This is a genomic window from Streptomyces sp. NPDC051105 (assembly GCF_040682795.1).
GTDB lineage: Bacteria > Actinomycetota > Actinomycetes > Streptomycetales > Streptomycetaceae > Streptomyces.
Window position 1 is genome coordinate 156,884 of sequence record NZ_JBFBBR010000009.1, and the last position, 16,053, is coordinate 172,936.

The window sequence follows — 16,053 nt, forward strand, 5'->3', positions numbered from 1 at the left end:
CGATGGTGTCATGGCGTCCTACGATCACGTGCGTGCCCCGATCCGTGCTCGTGCCGTCCGTCCTCCCGTCCGTCCTCCCGTCCGTCCTCCCGTCCGTTCTGCTCTGCCTCGTGCTGGCCGCGTGCGACGGCGGGGTGCACGGCACCCCGGGCGGCGCGGGCGTCCACGACCCGTACTTCCCGAAGGCGGGCAACGGCGGCTACGACGTGAGCCACTACGCCCTGGACCTCGGCTACGACCCCGGCACCCGCCGCCTCACCGGCACCGCCGTGATCACCGCCCGGGCCGGCCAGGACCTGTCCGCCTTCGACCTCGACCTCCGGGGCCTGCACGTCGACAAGGTCACCGTCGAGGGCAAGGAGGCCCGCTGGAACCGGGCCGGCCAGGAGCTGACCGTCCGCCCGCACGACGACCTGGACAAGGGCGAGACCTTCGCCACGACCGTGCGCTACTCGGGCCGCCCGGAGACGATCACCGACCCCGACGGCTCCAAGGAGGGCTGGCTGCGCACCGCGGACGGCGCGCTCGGCCTCGGTGAGCCGGTCGGCGCCATGGCCTGGTTCCCCGGCAACCACCACCCCTCCGACAAGGCGTCGTACGACATCACGGTCACCGTCCCGAAGGGCCTCCAGGCCGTCTCCAACGGAGAGCTGAAGAGCGAGACGACGAGGAACGGCCGTACGACCTTCGTCTGGCACAGCGCCGAGCCGATGGCGAGCTACGTCGCCACGGTCGCCGTGGGCCACTACACGGTGACCCGCTCCACCCTCTCCGACGGCCTGCCGGTGTACATCGCCGTCGACCCGACGCAGGTGAAGGCGAGCCGGGCGGTACTGGCGAAGCTCCCCGAGATCATGGAATGGGAGTCCTACAACTTCGGCCCCTACCCCTTCTCCTCCACCGGCGCGATCGTCGACCGCCCGGCCGACGCCGGGTACGCCCTGGAGACCCAGACCCGGCCCGTCTTCCCCGGCGCCCCGGACACCGAGACCCTCGTCCACGAACTCGCCCACCAGTGGTACGGCGACTCCGTCACCCCGAGGACCTGGCGGGACATGTGGCTCAACGAGGGCTTCGCGACCTACGCCGAGTGGCTCTGGGCCGAGGACCACGGCGGGCCGAGCGCCCAGCAGACCTTCGACAAGACCTACGCCACCCCCACGGACGACGCCACCCTCTGGGGGTTCCCGCCCGCGAAGCCGCCGAGCGCCGCGTACATCTCGGAGCGACCGGTGTACGACCGGGGCGCGATGGTCCTCCAGAAGATCCGCCAGACCGTCGGCGACGACACGTTCTACGACATCATCCAGGGCTGGGCCGCCACCCACCGCCACGGCAACGCGGACACGGCCGAGTTCACCGCGTACGTCGAGAAGAAGGCCCCCGGCAAGGACTTCGGCGCGATCTGGAAGAACTGGCTGTACGGCGACGGCAAGCCGTCCCGGCCCTAGGAACCCGGGCCCAGCTCCTTGCGCAGCACCGCACACGGACGCCCGAGCTGCCGGTCCGGACGGTGACCGATCACCTCGTATCCGAGGGCCGTCCAGAAGGCGAGCCCCTTCGGGTTGTTCTCCAGCACGGCGAGCCGTAGGGCGTCCCGCCCCGCCGCCCGGAACCTCTCCTCGACGCCCTCGGCGATCCGCCGCCCGTACCCCCGCGCCCGTGCCGCCGCGTCCACCATCAGCAGCCCGATCCACGGATCCGGGTCGGCGGGGTCGGGGTGCCGGGCCAGCGTGACGGCCATCCCGACCAGCCGCCCCTCGGCTCGTGCCAGCAGCACCTCCACATCCGGGTTCGCCAGTTCCTCGGCCAGCGCGCCGGCCACCTGCTCCGGCCGGATGTCGTCCGGATCCGGAAAGTCACCGCTGAGCGCCTGGAACTCCCGATCGGAGGCGTACAGCGCGGTCAGCTCGGTGAGGAGCGGGCCCGGGATGTCGTGGTCGGGGGTGAGGGGGAGCGGGGCGAGGATCATGTCGGCAACCTATCCGGCCGGTCCGGGCCTCAGCCGGACATCGGAGACACATGCCCCGGCTCAGGTGCGGCCGTTCGTCCGGGAGTTCACCCCGTGAGGCCGGGCAGTCGTGTGCGGGTCGCGTGTCAGCGGCGTCGGGCGATGGTCACCCCGTCGCGTACCGGCAGCATCACCGAGTCCACCCGCTCGTCGATCGCGATCAGGTCGTTCAGCCGCCGCACCGCCAGGTGGTCCTCGCGCTGGTACGCGGGGTCGAGGACGCGGCCGCCGAGGAAGACGTTGTCCAGCACCACCAGCCCGCCGGGGCGCAGCCGGCGCACGATCTCCTCGTAGTACGCCGGGTAGTGGTCCTTGTCGGCGTCGATGAACGCGATGTCGATGACCGGCTCGGCGTCCAGCGCGCGCAGCGTCTCCAGTGCGGGGGCGATACGCAGGTCGATCCGGTCGGCGACGCCCGCGCGCTCCCAGTACGGCCGGCCGATCGAGGTCCACTCCTCGCTGACGTCGCAAGCGAGCAGCCGGCCGCCGTCGGCCAGGCCGCGGGCGATACAGAGGGTCGAGTAGCCGGTGAAGACGCCGACCTCGACCGCGAAACGGGCGGTGGTCAGCCGGGTCAGCATGGTGAGCAGCGCGCCCTCGTCGGAGGAGACCTGCATGTGCGCGGCATCGGCGGTGGCCTCGCGGGTGGCGACGGCCAGCTCCCCGAGGACGTCGTCGGCCGGTGTGTGGTGGCTGAGCAGGTACGCGTCGACGGCGGGGGCGATGGGCTCCAGCTCGCCGCCGTCGATGGGGGCGGTCCACTCGACGGCGAGCTCCTCCTGGGCGGCGAACCGCACCAGGTGACGGGAGATCACGTCCTGTACCCGGGCCAGCGACTCGGCGTCGGCCGCGGCGGCGGTCAGCTCCAGCCGGTCCGGGGTGGTCGTGAGGGTGCAGGTCCCGGAGGCGACCGTGATCGTGCCGCGTCCGTCGGGGGTGAGAGCGGTGGTGGCCTTGTGGCCCATGTGCGAGACGAGCTGCTTGAGGTAGCGGGCGGGGCGGGTGGTGGCGATACGGGCCGTGGCGAGGGGCATCGGACTCCTTGGGTTCCCGGCTAAGCGACGAGATTCCTCGCCACTTTCTCGAGAGGGGATTCTGTGCGGACACGGCGAGGTTGTCAAAAGCGTTTAGATTCGTGGACACTTTCGCCATGGCAGAACACCAGCCACCACCGCGCGGGACCGCCGCCGACCGGGAACAGGGCCTCCACGGCGAGGAGGGCCACCTCGTGCTGAGCTCGGCCGAGCAGTTCAAGGCCCTCGGGCATCCCGTGCGCCACCGCATGGTCAACGCGTTCCGCCAGCGCCCCGCGACGCTGCGCCAGCTCGCCGACGCGCTGGGGATGAGCAAGGGGACCATCGGCTACCACGTGCGGGTGCTTCGCGAGGCCGGACTGGTCAGGCTCGCCGAGACCCGCCAGGTGCGCGGCGGCACCGAGCAGTACTTCGCGCTGGTCAGCAAGAGCTTCAAGTTGCACCAGGACGCGGCGGCCGGCCCGGAGTTCCTCATCAACGCCGCGCTCGGCGAGATGCTGCCGGACGGGCCCGGTCAGGCCTCGCACACCACGCTGCGCCACCTCTGGCTCACCGAAGCCGAAGCGCGCGCCCTCGAGCTCCGGCTACACGCGATGGCCGCCGAGCCGCATCCCACGGACCCGGCACATGGCGAGCCGTACGGGTTGCTGGTCAGCCTCTTCCGCGCCGACGTGCCCAGCCTGCCGCCGGACGACGAGCACTGACCGCACGCGGCTGCCTGCACGAACGAGACATCGGGCAGGTCATTCCGCCCTCAGCGCCTCCAAGGAGCGCGCGCCTGAGCTCACGTCGACTGTCGCCGGTCACAGGCGCAACCGCTCAGTGCTGCTCGCCAGTCCCGTCCTTATAGCGCGGCAGGTTATCGGTCGAGACGGTCCAGTCGCCGATGGTGACGTCCTCGCCGTAGACGAAGTCCTTGCGGGTGGCGTAACGGGGGCCTTCAGGGGTGGGGTGGATGTCGGTGAGGACTGCGCCGGTGCCGGTGCGGGGATCGAAGACCGCGTAGACGGGGATGCCGATCAGGGGGTAGTCGCGGACCTTGCCGATCCAGTCGTTGTCGGGGTTGGAGCGGGAGACGACCTCGACAGCTGCGCGGATCGTAAGGGGATCGAAGGCCTCACCGACCTCCATGTCCGCCTCGGCGATCACCATTACGTCAGGGCGACGCATGATGCCTTGGGCCTCGTCCGCGACATCCGGTTTGCCCGTGTGCGCCACCATCGCTTGCGGCAGGACATCCTCCAGCCGCTTCCGGAGACGAGCCCTCGTCAGCTCGTGAGGGCCGTTGGGTGAGAGCAGGTCGTGAACGATCCCTTCCCGGGTGATCTCGAACTTCCCGGGGAGGGCGTCCTCCGTGGCCTCGACGACGTCTCGCATGGCTCGGTAGACGCGGAGGCGACGTTCACGGTCAGAAGCCGAGACGGCCCCGGAGGCGTATTCCCATTTCCAGCTCACGCGCGCACTGCCCTGAGCGCCTCTTCGATGATCGCGGCCCGGCGCCACGACGGCGAGAGCCGAGCGCAGGGCTCAGGGGTCTGTTCGGGGCGGAGGATCACCTTGCCCACGGGGCCGACCTCGGCGTTCATCGTGCCTTCCGGACGCTCTGATCAGGGCTCAAGCGGAAGTGAGGGCTGTTCCGCGGCTGGTCCCAAATAGGTGTACTCGGTGGACCGCGCGATACCCATGGAGTCCAGCTGCTGCCGGAACCGGACCCGGAAGTGGACGTTGTCGCCGAGACCGGGACGCATGCGCAGCAGTTCGTCAGGTTCCTCGAAGCGGACGTCGTATGCGGGTGCGTTCTTGGCTGTACCCGTCTTGACCTTCACCAGGCCGCTTTCCCGTAGCTCGGTGATGCGACCGGAGATGGTGATCTCCTGGTCGCGATCCCTGGTCTCCCGCAACCGTTTCACGTAGCTCCTGCCCTGCTCGGTCAGGCGGGCACGGCGCAGGCTCCCGTCAGCCCCGTACCAGGTCACGCCCAGGTCCAGTGCGTACCTGCTCAGGGCTCGGGATACCGTTTCAACCGCGTCGAAGAGCTTCGCCCACTCGCGGATATCGCGTTCCGACTCAAGAGCGTCGAGCAGCATGGTGAGGGTGCCGAGGCCGGTGGAGGCAGCGGATGTGGGGGGCGCGTCGAGGGCGTCGGTTCGGGCGGACTCGACGGGTGTGGTGATGGGCCGGGCGTGTACGACGGTGCTGCCTGCCGAGATGCCCGTGAGTTCCAGCTGTACCGGCGTACCTGCGGCAACGGAGACCAGGTGCTCCACGGGTTCGAGAAGTGCATCGCCCCACTGGAAGCGGAGAGCACCGCCGTCTGCGTCCGGCCCGGTCAGCCGCAGTTGGAGTTCCTCTTCGAGCAGAGCGTCCGGTGCGTACTCACGTGCTGCCGCCAGTCGGCTCGCCCGGTGTTCCGCCTCGATCTCCTCGTCGTCCCGTTCCTCGGTGCCCAATGCGTCCAGGAGACGGGCAGCGCGTTGGGACGCGGCCTGGTCGCCTCCAAGGAGCGCGCGCCTGCGCTCACGCCAGCTGTCGCCGGTCACAGTCGCACCTCCAGATAGCCGCGTGCCGGGGTGGCACTTTCCTCGGATGGCGAGCGGTCGTTCGTGCCCGGCAGCCTGCGGCGCTGCCACCAGTCATCCCACGCACCTCGTTGTGTGAAGTATGTCCGTTCGTCCGGTGTGAAGCGTTCCGGCTCGAAAATGCGGGCAACGGGCTGGTACCCGATGCGAAGCGGCGAGACGCCGAACTTCTCCCGCATCCTGGCCCTGCTCTGGAAAGCGGTGGTCAGCCACTTGGAGCCCGGCTTCCCTCGTATGGCGCACTTAGCACGTGTATCGACCAGGAGGGTCACATCGATGTTCGCGGGATCGACTTTGGTGCTGACGTAGCTGCCACCCAGCCACAGGCTGTGGATAAGAGGGGTGCCGCCGAGGGCATCGGTGTAGGTGTCCTCCAGTGTGAGGAACGGGTCGAGGTAGTCGTGCAGACCGCCCCACAGTTCTGTGCGTGTCGTGGAGTCCTCGAACTCGGGGGCGCTGACCAGCATGGACTCCGCCTCGTCGAAGGAGATGGAGTACCGACCCAGAGGGAGAAATCCGTTCGCGGTGAATGAGGGCAGCACAAGAGGTCCATTCTGGCGAAATAGTGGTTCATCCTGCCTGGTCCGCTATGGAAATGCGGCGGATTCCGGGAAATCGCCCTACCGGCGTACATGTTGCCGAGGCATGTGGCGGGGTGCTTGCTGGGCGGCCTCCGGGAGATCGGATCGGCAGTCGCGGCAGCGGCCGGGTGCGGGGGCACGGAAGGGGCGCTCGCAGCCGTCGCAGGTCTGGAACGGGTGTCTGGGCTGCGCGGCCGGTGCGGTCGGAGGCCGGAACGGGGGCGGGGGCGGAAGCTGTGCGGCCAGGCGGTGGGCCAGGAAGGCGGCCGGGCGGATCAGGGGTTCCGCCGGCAGGTTGTCGGTGAGGGCGTGGCGTACGGCTGTGGGGGCGATGTCGCGCTCCAGCCAGGCGGCGACGCCCGGGGCGAGGTGTTCGGCGTCGGTGGCGGAGAGGAGGAGGCGGGGGTCGCGGCGGCGGAGGCCGGTGAGGATGTCGAGGGCGGTGTGGAGCAGCGCGGGGGAGGGGCAGGCCGGGCGCGGCACGGGTGGGAGGGCTTTGCGGGCGGGCTTCTGCGGTGTCTTCGGTCGTACCGACGCTTCGGTCTGGCGGGCGCGACTGCTGTGGCCGGGCTGGTTGCAGGAGACCGTGCGGGTGATGATCCGGCCGTCGGCGATCCGCTCGCGTTCGCGCCGCAGATAGCCCTCGGCCTCCAGCTCGTTCAGCGCGGCGGCGATACGGTCCCTGCCCTCCGGGAAGCGGGCCGCCAGGCTCTTGATGTCCACCCGGGCGCCCTTGGGAAGCGACTGGATGTGCACGCCGAAGCCGATCGCGAGCGCCGAGAGGGTGGGGTGCTGGGCCAGGTGGTTGCCGATCACCACGAAGTGGGAGGTGTGGCGGGAGTTGTCGTGCATGAGGCCGCCGGACCCCCGGTTCGGGTGCTTCTTGGCGCCAACACGGGACTCGGCGCACGAGGGCGCGCTAGGGTTTTTCGTATCCATCGGGAAGGGTCGTCTTCCTAGGTGGTCAGGCCCTCGCACTGGGATTGCCCGTCCCGGCGAGGGCCGAAGTTTTTCTGCGGTTGTTGCGCTGAGCGTAGGACACGCAACCCTCCTCAAATCCAGCCGAGTTGGGCATATTCACTCGCGGGAGTGACTCTGCGCGACGGGCGGGAGGGGTGGGGCTTGGCGGGAGTTCTTTCTCCCCGTCGTTCCTTAGGTGGTGACGTCCCTCGGGACCGAAGCCCGCGTTTCCGGGCTACGGCGACACACCGATCTCGGCCCACACCGTCTTGCGCGGCGACAGCCCGGGTGCCACGCCCCACTTGTCGGCGAGCGCCTCCACGAGGACGAGACCTCGGCCCGACTCGGCGTCCGATGAGGGGGGTCGGGTGTGCGGTGTGCGGTCACCCCGGGTGTCCGTGACCTCGATCCGCAGGGTGTCCCCCACGACGTAGAGCGTGAGGCCGAAGTCGCGTCCCGGCACCCGCCCGTGCGTCGCCGCGTTCGCCGCCAGCTCGGCCACGATCTGCCTCGCCGGATCCAACGGCAGCCCCCAGGCACGCAGTTGCTCGGCGGCCAGCAGACGGGCCAGGCGGGCGCCCCGCGGCGTGGACGAGAGCCGCAGGCTCATGTTGCGGACGGGGGTGAAGATTTCATCGTTCACGTCACTCAGCGTGGCCGGGCATGCATACCGTGAACAGTGACGAAGCCCTTGCGTACGGTGACTGTCCGGTGCTTGTCCAGTGCTGTCCTGGCTGTCGGGTGCGGTCGTACGGGTAGGGGCGGTCGCGGGTACGGGCGTACGGCACAAAGGGGTGTGGGATGAGCGTGGACGGCGGCGAGGTGACCGAGCCGGGCTGGGAGGTCGACCCGGACGACGACTGGGGCGTGGCGGTCGTCGCCACCGTTGGGCGTCAGCTGAAGCTGCGGCGGGAGGCGGCGGGGATGCGCGCCGCCGAGTTCGGGGAGGCGGTCGGCTACGGGGAGGACATGGTCTACAAGGTGGAGGGCGGGAAGCGGATTCCCCGTCAGGAGTACCTGAACCGGGCCGACGAGGTCCTGGGCGCGGGTGGTTTGATCTCGGCGACCTGGGAGGACGTGAAGAGGGTCCGGTATCCGAAGAAGGTGCGGGAGCTGGCCAAGTTGGAGGGGCAGGCGGTGGAGATCGGGGTGTATGAGGGCAACAGCGTCAACGGGCTCTTGCAGACACCCGAACACGCGCGAGCCGTCATCTCGGCGGCCCAGCCGCCCTACTCGCCGGATGACGTAGAGCGCATGGTGACGGCCCGTCTGGCCCGGCAGTCGGTTTTCGAGCGCGACCCCGCTCCGTCCATCCACTTCGTGCTGGAAGAGGCGGCACTGCGCCGTCCCATCGGAGGCACAATGGTGTGGCGACGGCAGCTAGAACATCTGTTGGAGGTGGCTCGGCTGCACAACGTCATGCTTCAGGTGATGCCGTTGAACTCCGAGGTCCACTCCGGTCTCGACGGCACAATCGAGCTGCTGAAGTTCCCGGATGGTACGGCGGTTGGACGCTCCGGCGGTGCCTTCAACGGCCGTCCGACATCGGACCCGAAACAGCTCCGCGTCCTTGAGCTGCGGTATGGCACCATCCGGGCGCAGGCTCTCTCACCAGGGGAGTCGCTGGCCCTCATCAAGCAACTGCTGGGAGAAACATGACTCGCAAGGCCCCCTCCGGGGACGCCTCCGAACTGGCGTGGTTCAAGAGCAGCTACAGCAGCGGCAATGACGGTGAGTCCTGCCTCGAAGTCGCCCTCGCCTGGTTCAAGAGCAGCTACAGCGACGGTCCCGATGGCGACAGCTGCCTCGAAATAGCCCCCACCCCCACCGCCATCCACATCCGCGACTCCAAGTACGCGTACACGCACACGCCCACCACCCCCGGCCCCCGGCTCGCCCTCGCCCCCTCCGCCTGGGCGGCCTTCGTGTCGTACGCGTCCGCGCCCGTGAAGTGAGCGGAAGCCGGGAGCCCCCGGCCGCAACCGCCCGGCCAGGGGCTCCCGCACAGCGCAGCGACCCTCAGACGTTGACGCCGAAGTCCTGGGCGATGCCGACCAGGCCGGACGCGTAGCCCTGGCCCACCGCGCGGAACTTCCACTCCGCGCCGTTGCGGTACAGCTCGCCGAAGACCATCGCGGTCTCGGTGGCCGCGTCCTCGGAGAGGTCGTAGCGGGCGATCTCGGCGCCGCCGGCCTGGTTGACGATGCGGATGTAGGCGTTGCGGACCTGGCCGAAGTTCTGCGAGCGGGTCTCCGCGTCGTAGATCGAGACCGGGAAGACGATCTTGTCGATGTCGGCCGGGAGGGCCGCCAGGTTGACGTTGATCGCCTCGTCGTCGCCGGCGCCCTCACCCGTGCGGTTGTCGCCCGTGTGGACGATCGTGTTGTCCGGGGTCTGCTTGTTGTTGAAGAAGACGAAGTGGGCGTCGGAGTAGACCTTGCCCTGCGTGTTGACCGCGATCGCCGAGGCGTCGAGGTCGAAGTCCGTGCCGGTGGTGGTGCGGACGTCCCAGCCGAGGCCCACGGTGACGGCGGTCAGGCCTGGAGCCTCCTTGGTGAGCGAGACGTTGCCACCCTTGGACAGGCTTACAGCCATGGTCGGGAGTCCTTTCCCTCGTTTGCGTACGGCCGTGCGGCGTACGGGCTTGAAGCTACAGCTACCCGTATGAACGCCACGAGGGGTACCGAAGGTTCCAGGTCGCTTTACTTTCTTTGCCAAACGGGTGAAGGCGATATTCGCGTGACGTGTGCCGGTCAGACGCGCGACCATGGGGGCATGTCCGGTCCGTATGTCATCCGTGGCTCCGTCTCGCTCCCCGAGGCCGAGCTCAACTGGCGTTTCTCGCGGTCGTCCGGGCCGGGCGGGCAGCACGTCAACACCAGTGACTCGCAGGTGGAGCTGCGCTTCGACCTCGCGAACACCCAGGCGCTGCCGCCGGTGTGGCAGGAGCGGGCGCTGGCGCGGCTGGCCGGACGGCTCGTCGACGGCGTGGTCGTCGTACGGGCGTCCGAGCACCGCTCCCAGTGGCGCAACCGCGAGACCGCCGCGGTGCGCCTCGCGGCCCTCCTCGCGGAGGCCAGCGCGCCGCCGCCCAAGCCCCGCACGCCGACCCGCATCCCGCGCGGCATCAACGAACGCCGGCTGCGCCAGAAGAAGCAGCGCTCGGAGACCAAGCGGGGGCGGACCGGCCGCGACTGGTCGTAACGCCGTCCCTGCGGCCAGAAGTGATCGCTGCCACCGGGGCCTCGGGAGGCGCGGTGGCGCAGTCGATCCCCTTGTCGGCATGTGCAGTCGAGAACGACGATCCGTGCGTGGTGTTCGGCGACGAGGTCACCGAGCCTGCCCCCGAGCCGCTCGCCGCCGGTATCCGGACCGGCGACGGCGAACGCGACCGCGAGCGCCTCGCCAACGGCAGCTGAGCTGCTGAAATCCCGCCGGGTGGCTGGTTCGTGGCTTCACCGCGACGCCTGTCTGGAGAACCGGACGGGCAGCAGGCGGATCACCGCCACCGCGGTCATGGCCCTTGGTGGTCGCTGTCAGCCGTTCGCAGTCGCGTTCGCTCGACGGTTCCGGACCGGCCGGTCGGAACTTCGCTCCGCCATCCGGCGGATCCGTGGGGTACGGCAAAACGCTTACGGAGTGCGTTGAACGTGGCTACTATCTGCCACCATGTCGCCGGACTTTGGCGATTTTTTCCTCATGGATGCACCGAACGGTGGGGGGAGTGTCCCTAAGGTGACCGGATTTGGCAGGTTTGGGGGTAGGCGGGCCAGGAGCGTGGCCGCCGAGAACCAGCCATCGGATGCTGCTGTGCCGACCTCGGCTGACTCTCTCTCACGGCCGGTCGGGTCGGGCTCACGGCCGGTCGGGCCGGGCGGCGGCTCCGGTCGACTGCCCCTGCGGACCGTTCTGATCATCCTCGTGGTCGTACCGAGCCTCGCCCTCGCGCCCCTGTGGGGCCTGAGCACGTACCAGCTGGTCACCCGCTGGCAGTCGGAGAAGACCCAGAGCGACCTGTCCGCCTCGTTGGGCCGGCCGTCGGCCCTCCTCTTCCAGTCCCTCGATGAGGAGCGGCGGCTCACCGCGGAGGCGCAGGCCGACCCCGGCACCACCACCCGCGGCAAGCTGGTCGCCGCGCGCGCGGCGACCGACAAGGCGGTGACCGGCTTCCGCCCGGTGGCGGACGAGAGCACTTCGCACGGGCAGCAGGGACTCGGCACGGCCCTGTCCGGCACCGTGCGCGACCTCGACCGGCTCGCCGCGCGGCGCCAGGCGGTGGACACCGGGTCGGCCGGCCAGAAAGCGGCGTTCGACTACTACAGCGGCACCCTCGAATCGCTGATCACCGTCTTCACCGCGCTCGGCCACCGGAGCAACGCCGATGCGGCCTTGCTGGCGAGCACTCTGGTCGACCTCTACGGAGCCATCGACAGGATCGGGCGCGAGGACGCTCTGCTCGGCCGCGACTGGACGACCGGGCATCTGAAGGTCGAGGAATACGACGTGTTCGTCGATGCCGTCGGCGCTCAGGAGTACCTGCTCCAGCGGGTCGCCCTCGGCCTCACCGGTGCCGAACGGGACGCATACCAAGAGATGACGTCCGCCAAGTCATGGAACACCCAGCACAGCCTGGAGGAGCAGGTCATCGTCGCCGGCCCCCACCACTCGCAGGGGGAGCTGGAGCTCGGCCGGATCCACACCCAGTGGCGCGCCTCGCTGGACGCCAACCGCCCACGGCTGCTGAATCTGGTCCTGGCCCGGGTCGCGCACCTCGACAAGGTCTCCGCCGACAGCGTCAGCGGGCTCCAGCGGACCCTGATCATCGTCAGCGCCGCCGGCCTGCTCGCCGTGATCCTGGTCATCCTCACCAGCTGGCGTCTCACCGTCCTCCTGCGCCGGCGCATCTACGCCCTGCGCGAGGAAGCCGTGGAACTCCAGCAGCGGCTGCCCGACGTGGTGTCCCGGCTGGAGCGCGGCGAGAACGTCGACGTGGACCGCGAGGTCCGGCTGGTCGAGCCCACCCCCGACGAGCTCGGCGAGCTCGGGCGAGCCCTGAACGCGGCCAGCCGGAGCGCCGTGGCCACCGCGGTGCGACAGGCCGAACAGCACCGCGGCTTCGAGCGGCTGCTCCAGCGGATCGCCCGGCGCACCCAGATCCTCATCGGCCTCCAGCTGCGGAAGCTGGACGAGCTGGAACGCACGCACGAGGACCCCCAGGTGCTGGAGGGCCTGTTCGACCTGGACCACCTCACCGCCCGGCTCCGCCGTTACGAGGAGAACCTGGTCATCCTCGGCGGCGGCCAGCCGCAGCGCCGCTGGCGCAAGCCGGTCCGGCTGCTCGACGTGCTGCGCGCCGCGCAGGGCGAGGTGCAGGACTACCGCAGGATCTCGATCGACGTCGAGGACGAGCCCTGGGTGTCCGAGCGGGCGGTGGGCCAGCTGGTGCACATCCTGGCGGAGCTGATGGAGAACGCCGCCGCGTTCTCCAAGCCGCCGACCCCGGTCGAGGTACGGGCGGCGAGGGTCGGCCGGGGCGTCGCCGTCGAGATCGAGGACCGCGGCCTGGGAATGGAGCCCGAGCACTACGCCGCCGCCAACGCGCTGATGGAGGCGCCACCGCAGCTCGACGTGATGACCCAGGCCGACGACGTACGGCTCGGCCTGTACGTGGTCGCTCGGCTGTCGGCGGGCCTGGGCCTGCGGGTGGAGCTGCGGCCGTCCGCCTTCGGCGGCACCCGGGTGGTCGTGCTGCTGCCGGAACAGGTGGTGGTGGAAGAGCCCGGCCCGGCGCCCCAGCCGGGCGCGCTCCCCCCGGAGGCCCTGCCGCACCTGCCCGGTCCGCGGCCACACCCGCACGATGCCGGTACCGGTCTGCGGGCGCCGTACGAGGGCGGGCGGTTGCCCACCCGCGCCAAGGGACACGCGATGGCGAACGTCACCGTCTCCGGTCTCCGGCCGCCGGACGAGAACGAGGCATCGCCGGCCCCGCCGACCGCGGCTGGGCCGTTGCCCCAACGGGTCCGCCAGGCCAGCCTGGCGCCCGAACTCCAGATCCCGGCGGAACCGCAGGAACTGCACGAGCCGGATCTCTGGACGCTCCCCGACCGGCCCGGCCGGTCCGGGGCCACGATCGGCGCGTTCCAGCGGCAGTCCCGGGTGGCGCGCGGCGAGGGCGACCCGGACGACGGCGCCGGTGACAGGGGCGGGCGCGCCACCGGCCACGACATCGCCCACACCTACGACTACGGCCGCGGCGACGGTCGCGGTGACGGCGATGGTCGCGGCGACGGTGACGGCGACGGTCGCGGTGACGGCGACGGTCGCGGTGACGGCGACGGTCGCGGTGACGGCGACGGTCGCGGTGACGACGACGGCAGCGGTGACGACGACGGCAGCGGTGACAACGACGGCAGCGGTGACAACGACGGCAGCGGTGACGGTATCGGCCTCGGCGAAGGCAAGGGTGAAGGACCCTCCTCGCCCGACCGGTCCGGCTCTTCTAGGACGGATGATCGAGAATGACGCAGCGAACGACGGCCACCGACGTGGATCTGGACTGGCTTCTGGACGGCTTGGTCGACCAGGTCACGGGCACCCGGCACGCCATCGTGCTGTCGGACGACGGCCTGGTGATGAGCCGTTCGCGGACCATCGACCGCTCGGACGCCGAGCGGCTCGCCGCGATCGCCACCGGCCAGCAGAGCCTCGCCCGCGGCGCCGGGCAGCTCTTCGGCGGCGGCCCGGTGCACCAGGTCATCGTCGAGATGGCCGACCTGTGGCTGTTCGTGATCTCCGCAGGCCGCGGCACCCACCTGGCGGTGACCGCCTCCCAGGAGGTCGACGCCGAGCTGATGAGTGTCGCGATGCACACCCTGGTCCAGCAGGTCGGCAAGCGGCTGGGCACCGACGCGCGAACTCCGCTACCCGATGACGCGGGGAGAGCCGGATGAGGCACTGGACCGAGGGGTTCGACGACGATGACGCCGACGAGCAACTGGTCCGTCCCTACACGATCACCAGCGGGCGCACGAGCCCCGAGCGGGCGGATCTCACGCTGATCACGCTGGTGACGACGCTGCCCGAGGTCACCACGCAGGCGGCGCTCGCGGTGCGCAGGATGCAGCCGGAGCACCGGACGATCCTCGGGCTCTGCCGGGACCCCAAGGCAGTGGTGGAGGTCGCCGCCAAGCTGGGCCTCCCGGTGTCGTTGACCAAGATCCTCATCGGCGATCTGGTCGACTCCGGCTATATGTGGGCCCGTTCGCCGCAGCCGCTCACCCGGGCCGGCGGCCTTCCCGACATGACTACCCTCGAGGCGGTGAGAGATGGACTACGCAGGCTCTGAGCACGCGTCCGGCCACATGCCCGACCATGTGCCCGGCCGCGCGGCGGACCACACGACGGGCCGTGCGGACACCGCTCCGCTCGCGGTGAAGATCCTGGTCGCCGGCGGGTTCGGCGTCGGGAAGACGACTCTGGTCGGCGCGGTGAGCGAGGTCGCCCCGCTGCACACCGAGGAGTACCTGACCCGGGCCGGCGTCGGCGTGGACGACCTGGAGGGGGTGAACAGCAAGTTCACCACCACCGTCGCGCTGGACTTCGGGCGGATCACCATCAGCGACGACCTCGTGGTCTACCTGTTCGGCACCCCCGGCCAGGAGCGCTTCTGGTTCATGTGGAACGACCTGGTCAACGGGGCGATGGGCGCGGTGGTCCTGGTCGACACCCGGCGGCTGGAGGTGAGCTTCGCCTCGATCGACTTCTTCGAGAGCCGCGGCATCCCCTTCGTCGTCGGCGTCAACTGCTTCCACGGGGTCCGCGACCGGACCGCGGAGGAGATCCGCGCGGCACTCGCCCTCGACTCCCAGGTGCCGCTGGTGCTCTGCGACGCCCGTGACCGGGCGGACGGCCGCGACGTGCTGCTGGCGCTCGTCGACCACTTGATGGCCGGTCAGTCCGCCACGGCCGGGTAGGCACGTCTTGAGACCGAGTGAGCGGCCGAGCCCGCCGCCCTGGCCGCTGGGGGTGGACGTTCTGTTCCTGGTCGGGCTGGACGCGAATGCGGAGTGCCGCCGTCTAATTTGCGGTGGTCATTTCTTCGGGGCGGGGCGGCGGGGCAGAGAAGGCGTCCGCGCACTCTGGAAGGCCCATTCGGCGACCGGCCGACGGAATGTGCAAAACCGACCGTGCGGTCTCATTCCAACTGCCGGTACCGCCCCCGGAAATACATCAGCGGTCCGCCTTCCGCGCTCGGCAGTTCGGCGGTGAGGACACGGCCGATCACGAGGGTGTGGTCCCCGGCCGGCACCCGCTGCTCGGTACGGCATTCCAGGGTCGCGAGGGCGCCGCCGACCAGGGGCGCACCCGAGGCCTCGCCGCGCACGTACGGGATGTCCTCGAAGAGCAGGCGGTCGCTGATGCGGCCCTTCATCGCGAAGCGGCCGGCGATGTGGCGCTGGCTCTCGGTGAGCACGGAGACCGCCCACCGCGGCTGTTCGTCGAGCAGGTCGTCCATTCGGGAGCCCTCACGCAGGCTGACCAGCACCAACGGCGGGTCGAGAGACACCGACATGAACGCCGTGGCGGTCATGCCGACGTCCTCGCCCGTCGGCGCCAGCGGGTCGTCCGGGTCCAGCGACGGTTCCTGCGCGGTCACCAGGACCACGCCCGCCGCGAGCCGGGCCAGGGCCGCCTTGAACGCTTCGTTGCTCACCCCCACAGCATGCCCGGTGGCTTCTGCGGCGGTGGGGGAGGGAGTCTTCAGCACGCCGGAAACGCTAATCTCGGCCCCTGTGCGCCCGCATCGGCCATCCGCCCGAGCCGGGTCCTAGGACCAAGGGCGGGGGTGAAAGGCCGTAACGTGCATCATGTGCACACGGCCACAAAGG

The 16,053-nt window shown here is 70.1% G+C and carries 20 protein-coding genes; 10 read left to right on the plus strand and 10 right to left on the minus strand.

All coding sequences use genetic code 11. From position 1 onward, the window contains the following. The first annotated feature begins 32 nt into the window (after positions 1–32). Positions 33–1,451: a M1 family metallopeptidase gene (locus AB0N16_RS23200; RefSeq protein WP_365799567.1), complete on the plus strand. Its 1,419-nt coding sequence runs from the start codon at positions 33–35 to the stop codon at positions 1,449–1,451. On the opposite strand, the gene AB0N16_RS23205 is transcribed toward AB0N16_RS23200, so the two are convergent. Both AB0N16_RS23205 and AB0N16_RS23210 read right to left on the minus strand, forming a co-directional pair. Then, the gene (locus AB0N16_RS23205) at positions 1,448–1,972 is read right to left on the minus strand and encodes a GNAT family N-acetyltransferase (protein WP_365799569.1); all 525 of its coding nucleotides are present in this window, start codon (positions 1,970–1,972) and stop codon (positions 1,448–1,450) included. The genes AB0N16_RS23200 and AB0N16_RS23205 overlap by 4 nt on opposite strands. 125 nt (positions 1,973–2,097) lie before the next feature. Further along, positions 2,098–3,045: a DUF2218 domain-containing protein gene (locus AB0N16_RS23210; RefSeq protein ID WP_365799571.1), complete on the minus strand. Its 948-nt coding sequence runs from the start codon at positions 3,043–3,045 to the stop codon at positions 2,098–2,100. 116 nt (positions 3,046–3,161) lie between these two features. Here AB0N16_RS23210 and AB0N16_RS23215 point away from each other — a divergent pair, with 116 nt between their 5' ends. Further along, the gene (locus AB0N16_RS23215) at positions 3,162–3,749 is read left to right on the plus strand and encodes a winged helix-turn-helix domain-containing protein (RefSeq protein WP_365799573.1); all 588 of its coding nucleotides are present in this window, start codon (positions 3,162–3,164) and stop codon (positions 3,747–3,749) included. A gap of 115 nt (positions 3,750–3,864) precedes the next feature. Here the strand turns inward: AB0N16_RS23215 and AB0N16_RS23220 are convergent, their stop codons facing one another. From AB0N16_RS23220 to AB0N16_RS23245, 6 genes are all read right to left on the minus strand, one after another. Then, entirely contained in the window at positions 3,865–4,422 is a 558-nt protein-coding gene (locus tag AB0N16_RS23220) for a Uma2 family endonuclease (RefSeq protein ID WP_365799991.1), read from the minus strand. 74 nt (positions 4,423–4,496) lie between these two features. Further along, positions 4,497–4,631, minus strand: coding sequence for a hypothetical protein (locus AB0N16_RS23225; RefSeq protein WP_365799575.1), 135 nt, complete (start codon positions 4,629–4,631; stop codon positions 4,497–4,499). A gap of 21 nt (positions 4,632–4,652) precedes the next feature. Beyond that, positions 4,653–5,585 carry a hypothetical protein gene (locus AB0N16_RS23230; protein WP_365799577.1) on the minus strand — a complete coding sequence of 311 codons (933 nt, stop codon included), beginning with the start codon at positions 5,583–5,585 and terminating at the stop codon, positions 4,653–4,655. Further along, complete coding sequence (locus tag AB0N16_RS23235) at positions 5,582–6,091, minus strand: hypothetical protein (protein WP_365799579.1); 510 nt, start codon at positions 6,089–6,091, stop codon at positions 5,582–5,584. Before AB0N16_RS23235 ends, AB0N16_RS23230 begins: the two co-directional genes overlap by 4 nt. Before the next feature lie 153 nt (positions 6,092–6,244). Continuing rightward, positions 6,245–7,144 (minus strand): helix-turn-helix domain-containing protein, encoded by a 900-nt coding sequence (locus AB0N16_RS23240; protein WP_365799581.1) that lies wholly within the window; start codon positions 7,142–7,144, stop codon positions 6,245–6,247. A gap of 256 nt (positions 7,145–7,400) precedes the next feature. Beyond that, positions 7,401–7,775, minus strand: coding sequence for an ATP-binding protein (locus tag AB0N16_RS23245; RefSeq protein ID WP_365799993.1), 375 nt, complete (start codon positions 7,773–7,775; stop codon positions 7,401–7,403). Positions 7,776–7,966: 191 nt separating this feature from the next. Here AB0N16_RS23245 and AB0N16_RS23250 point away from each other — a divergent pair, with 191 nt between their 5' ends. Both AB0N16_RS23250 and AB0N16_RS23255 read left to right on the plus strand, forming a co-directional pair. Next, positions 7,967–8,824, plus strand: a complete 858-nt coding sequence (locus AB0N16_RS23250) for a helix-turn-helix transcriptional regulator (protein ID WP_365799583.1) — start codon at positions 7,967–7,969, stop codon at positions 8,822–8,824. Next, positions 8,821–9,120: a DUF397 domain-containing protein gene (locus AB0N16_RS23255; protein WP_365799585.1), complete on the plus strand. Its 300-nt coding sequence runs from the start codon at positions 8,821–8,823 to the stop codon at positions 9,118–9,120. The genes AB0N16_RS23250 and AB0N16_RS23255 overlap by 4 nt, the downstream gene beginning before the upstream one ends. Positions 9,121–9,184: 64 nt before the next feature. Here AB0N16_RS23255 and AB0N16_RS23260 read toward each other — a convergent pair whose 3' ends face one another. Beyond that, the gene (locus tag AB0N16_RS23260; protein ID WP_351484356.1) at positions 9,185–9,760 is read right to left on the minus strand and encodes a TerD family protein; all 576 of its coding nucleotides are present in this window, start codon (positions 9,758–9,760) and stop codon (positions 9,185–9,187) included. Positions 9,761–9,940: 180 nt separating this feature from the next. Here AB0N16_RS23260 and arfB point away from each other — a divergent pair, with 180 nt between their 5' ends. The 6 genes from arfB to AB0N16_RS23290 all read left to right on the plus strand — a co-directional run bounded on the left by arfB (position 9,941) and on the right by AB0N16_RS23290 (position 15,138). Continuing rightward, a complete protein-coding gene (gene arfB / locus AB0N16_RS23265; RefSeq protein WP_365799587.1) occupies positions 9,941–10,369 on the plus strand; it encodes an alternative ribosome rescue aminoacyl-tRNA hydrolase ArfB in 429 nt (142 codons plus the stop codon). Between the two features lie 53 nt (positions 10,370–10,422). Continuing rightward, positions 10,423–10,584, plus strand: a complete 162-nt coding sequence (locus AB0N16_RS23270) for a hypothetical protein (RefSeq protein WP_365799589.1) — start codon at positions 10,423–10,425, stop codon at positions 10,582–10,584. Positions 10,585–11,086: 502 nt separating this feature from the next. Continuing rightward, positions 11,087–13,687, plus strand: coding sequence for a nitrate- and nitrite sensing domain-containing protein (locus AB0N16_RS23275; RefSeq protein WP_365799591.1), 2,601 nt, complete (start codon positions 11,087–11,089; stop codon positions 13,685–13,687). Beyond that, complete coding sequence (locus tag AB0N16_RS23280; protein ID WP_365799593.1) at positions 13,684–14,115, plus strand: roadblock/LC7 domain-containing protein; 432 nt, start codon at positions 13,684–13,686, stop codon at positions 14,113–14,115. Before AB0N16_RS23275 ends, AB0N16_RS23280 begins: the two co-directional genes overlap by 4 nt. Continuing rightward, positions 14,112–14,510 (plus strand): DUF742 domain-containing protein, encoded by a 399-nt coding sequence (locus AB0N16_RS23285; protein WP_365799594.1) that lies wholly within the window; start codon positions 14,112–14,114, stop codon positions 14,508–14,510. Before AB0N16_RS23280 ends, AB0N16_RS23285 begins: the two co-directional genes overlap by 4 nt. A gap of 16 nt (positions 14,511–14,526) precedes the next feature. After that, positions 14,527–15,138 (plus strand): ATP/GTP-binding protein, encoded by a 612-nt coding sequence (locus AB0N16_RS23290; RefSeq protein WP_365799995.1) that lies wholly within the window; start codon positions 14,527–14,529, stop codon positions 15,136–15,138. A gap of 221 nt (positions 15,139–15,359) precedes the next feature. On the opposite strand, the gene AB0N16_RS23295 is transcribed toward AB0N16_RS23290, so the two are convergent. Beyond that, positions 15,360–15,932, minus strand: coding sequence for a flavin reductase family protein (locus AB0N16_RS23295; RefSeq protein ID WP_365799596.1), 573 nt, complete (start codon positions 15,930–15,932; stop codon positions 15,360–15,362). Positions 15,933–16,053 lie beyond the last annotated feature (121 nt).

Coding starts and splice junctions, on each gene's coding strand:
- AB0N16_RS23205 (WP_365799569.1), bottom strand. CDS start 1,972: ATGATCCTCGCCCCGCTCCCCCTCACCCCCGACCACGACATCCCGGGC.
- AB0N16_RS23210 (WP_365799571.1), bottom strand. CDS start 3,045: ATGCCCCTCGCCACGGCCCGTATCGCCACCACCCGCCCCGCCCGCTAC.
- AB0N16_RS23215 (WP_365799573.1), top strand. CDS start 3,162: ATGGCAGAACACCAGCCACCACCGCGCGGGACCGCCGCCGACCGGGAA.
- AB0N16_RS23220 (WP_365799991.1), bottom strand. CDS start 4,422: ATGCGAGACGTCGTCGAGGCCACGGAGGACGCCCTCCCCGGGAAGTTC.
- AB0N16_RS23225 (WP_365799575.1), bottom strand. CDS start 4,631: ATGAACGCCGAGGTCGGCCCCGTGGGCAAGGTGATCCTCCGCCCCGAA.
- AB0N16_RS23235 (WP_365799579.1), bottom strand. CDS start 6,091: ATGCTGGTCAGCGCCCCCGAGTTCGAGGACTCCACGACACGCACAGAA.
- AB0N16_RS23240 (WP_365799581.1), bottom strand. CDS start 7,144: ATGGATACGAAAAACCCTAGCGCGCCCTCGTGCGCCGAGTCCCGTGTT.
- AB0N16_RS23245 (WP_365799993.1), bottom strand. CDS start 7,775: ATGAGCCTGCGGCTCTCGTCCACGCCGCGGGGCGCCCGCCTGGCCCGT.
- AB0N16_RS23250 (WP_365799583.1), top strand. CDS start 7,967: ATGAGCGTGGACGGCGGCGAGGTGACCGAGCCGGGCTGGGAGGTCGAC.
- AB0N16_RS23255 (WP_365799585.1), top strand. CDS start 8,821: ATGACTCGCAAGGCCCCCTCCGGGGACGCCTCCGAACTGGCGTGGTTC.
- AB0N16_RS23260 (WP_351484356.1), bottom strand. CDS start 9,760: ATGGCTGTAAGCCTGTCCAAGGGTGGCAACGTCTCGCTCACCAAGGAG.
- arfB (WP_365799587.1), top strand. CDS start 9,941: ATGTCCGGTCCGTATGTCATCCGTGGCTCCGTCTCGCTCCCCGAGGCC.
- AB0N16_RS23280 (WP_365799593.1), top strand. CDS start 13,684: ATGACGCAGCGAACGACGGCCACCGACGTGGATCTGGACTGGCTTCTG.
- AB0N16_RS23285 (WP_365799594.1), top strand. CDS start 14,112: ATGAGGCACTGGACCGAGGGGTTCGACGACGATGACGCCGACGAGCAA.
- AB0N16_RS23290 (WP_365799995.1), top strand. CDS start 14,527: ATGCCCGACCATGTGCCCGGCCGCGCGGCGGACCACACGACGGGCCGT.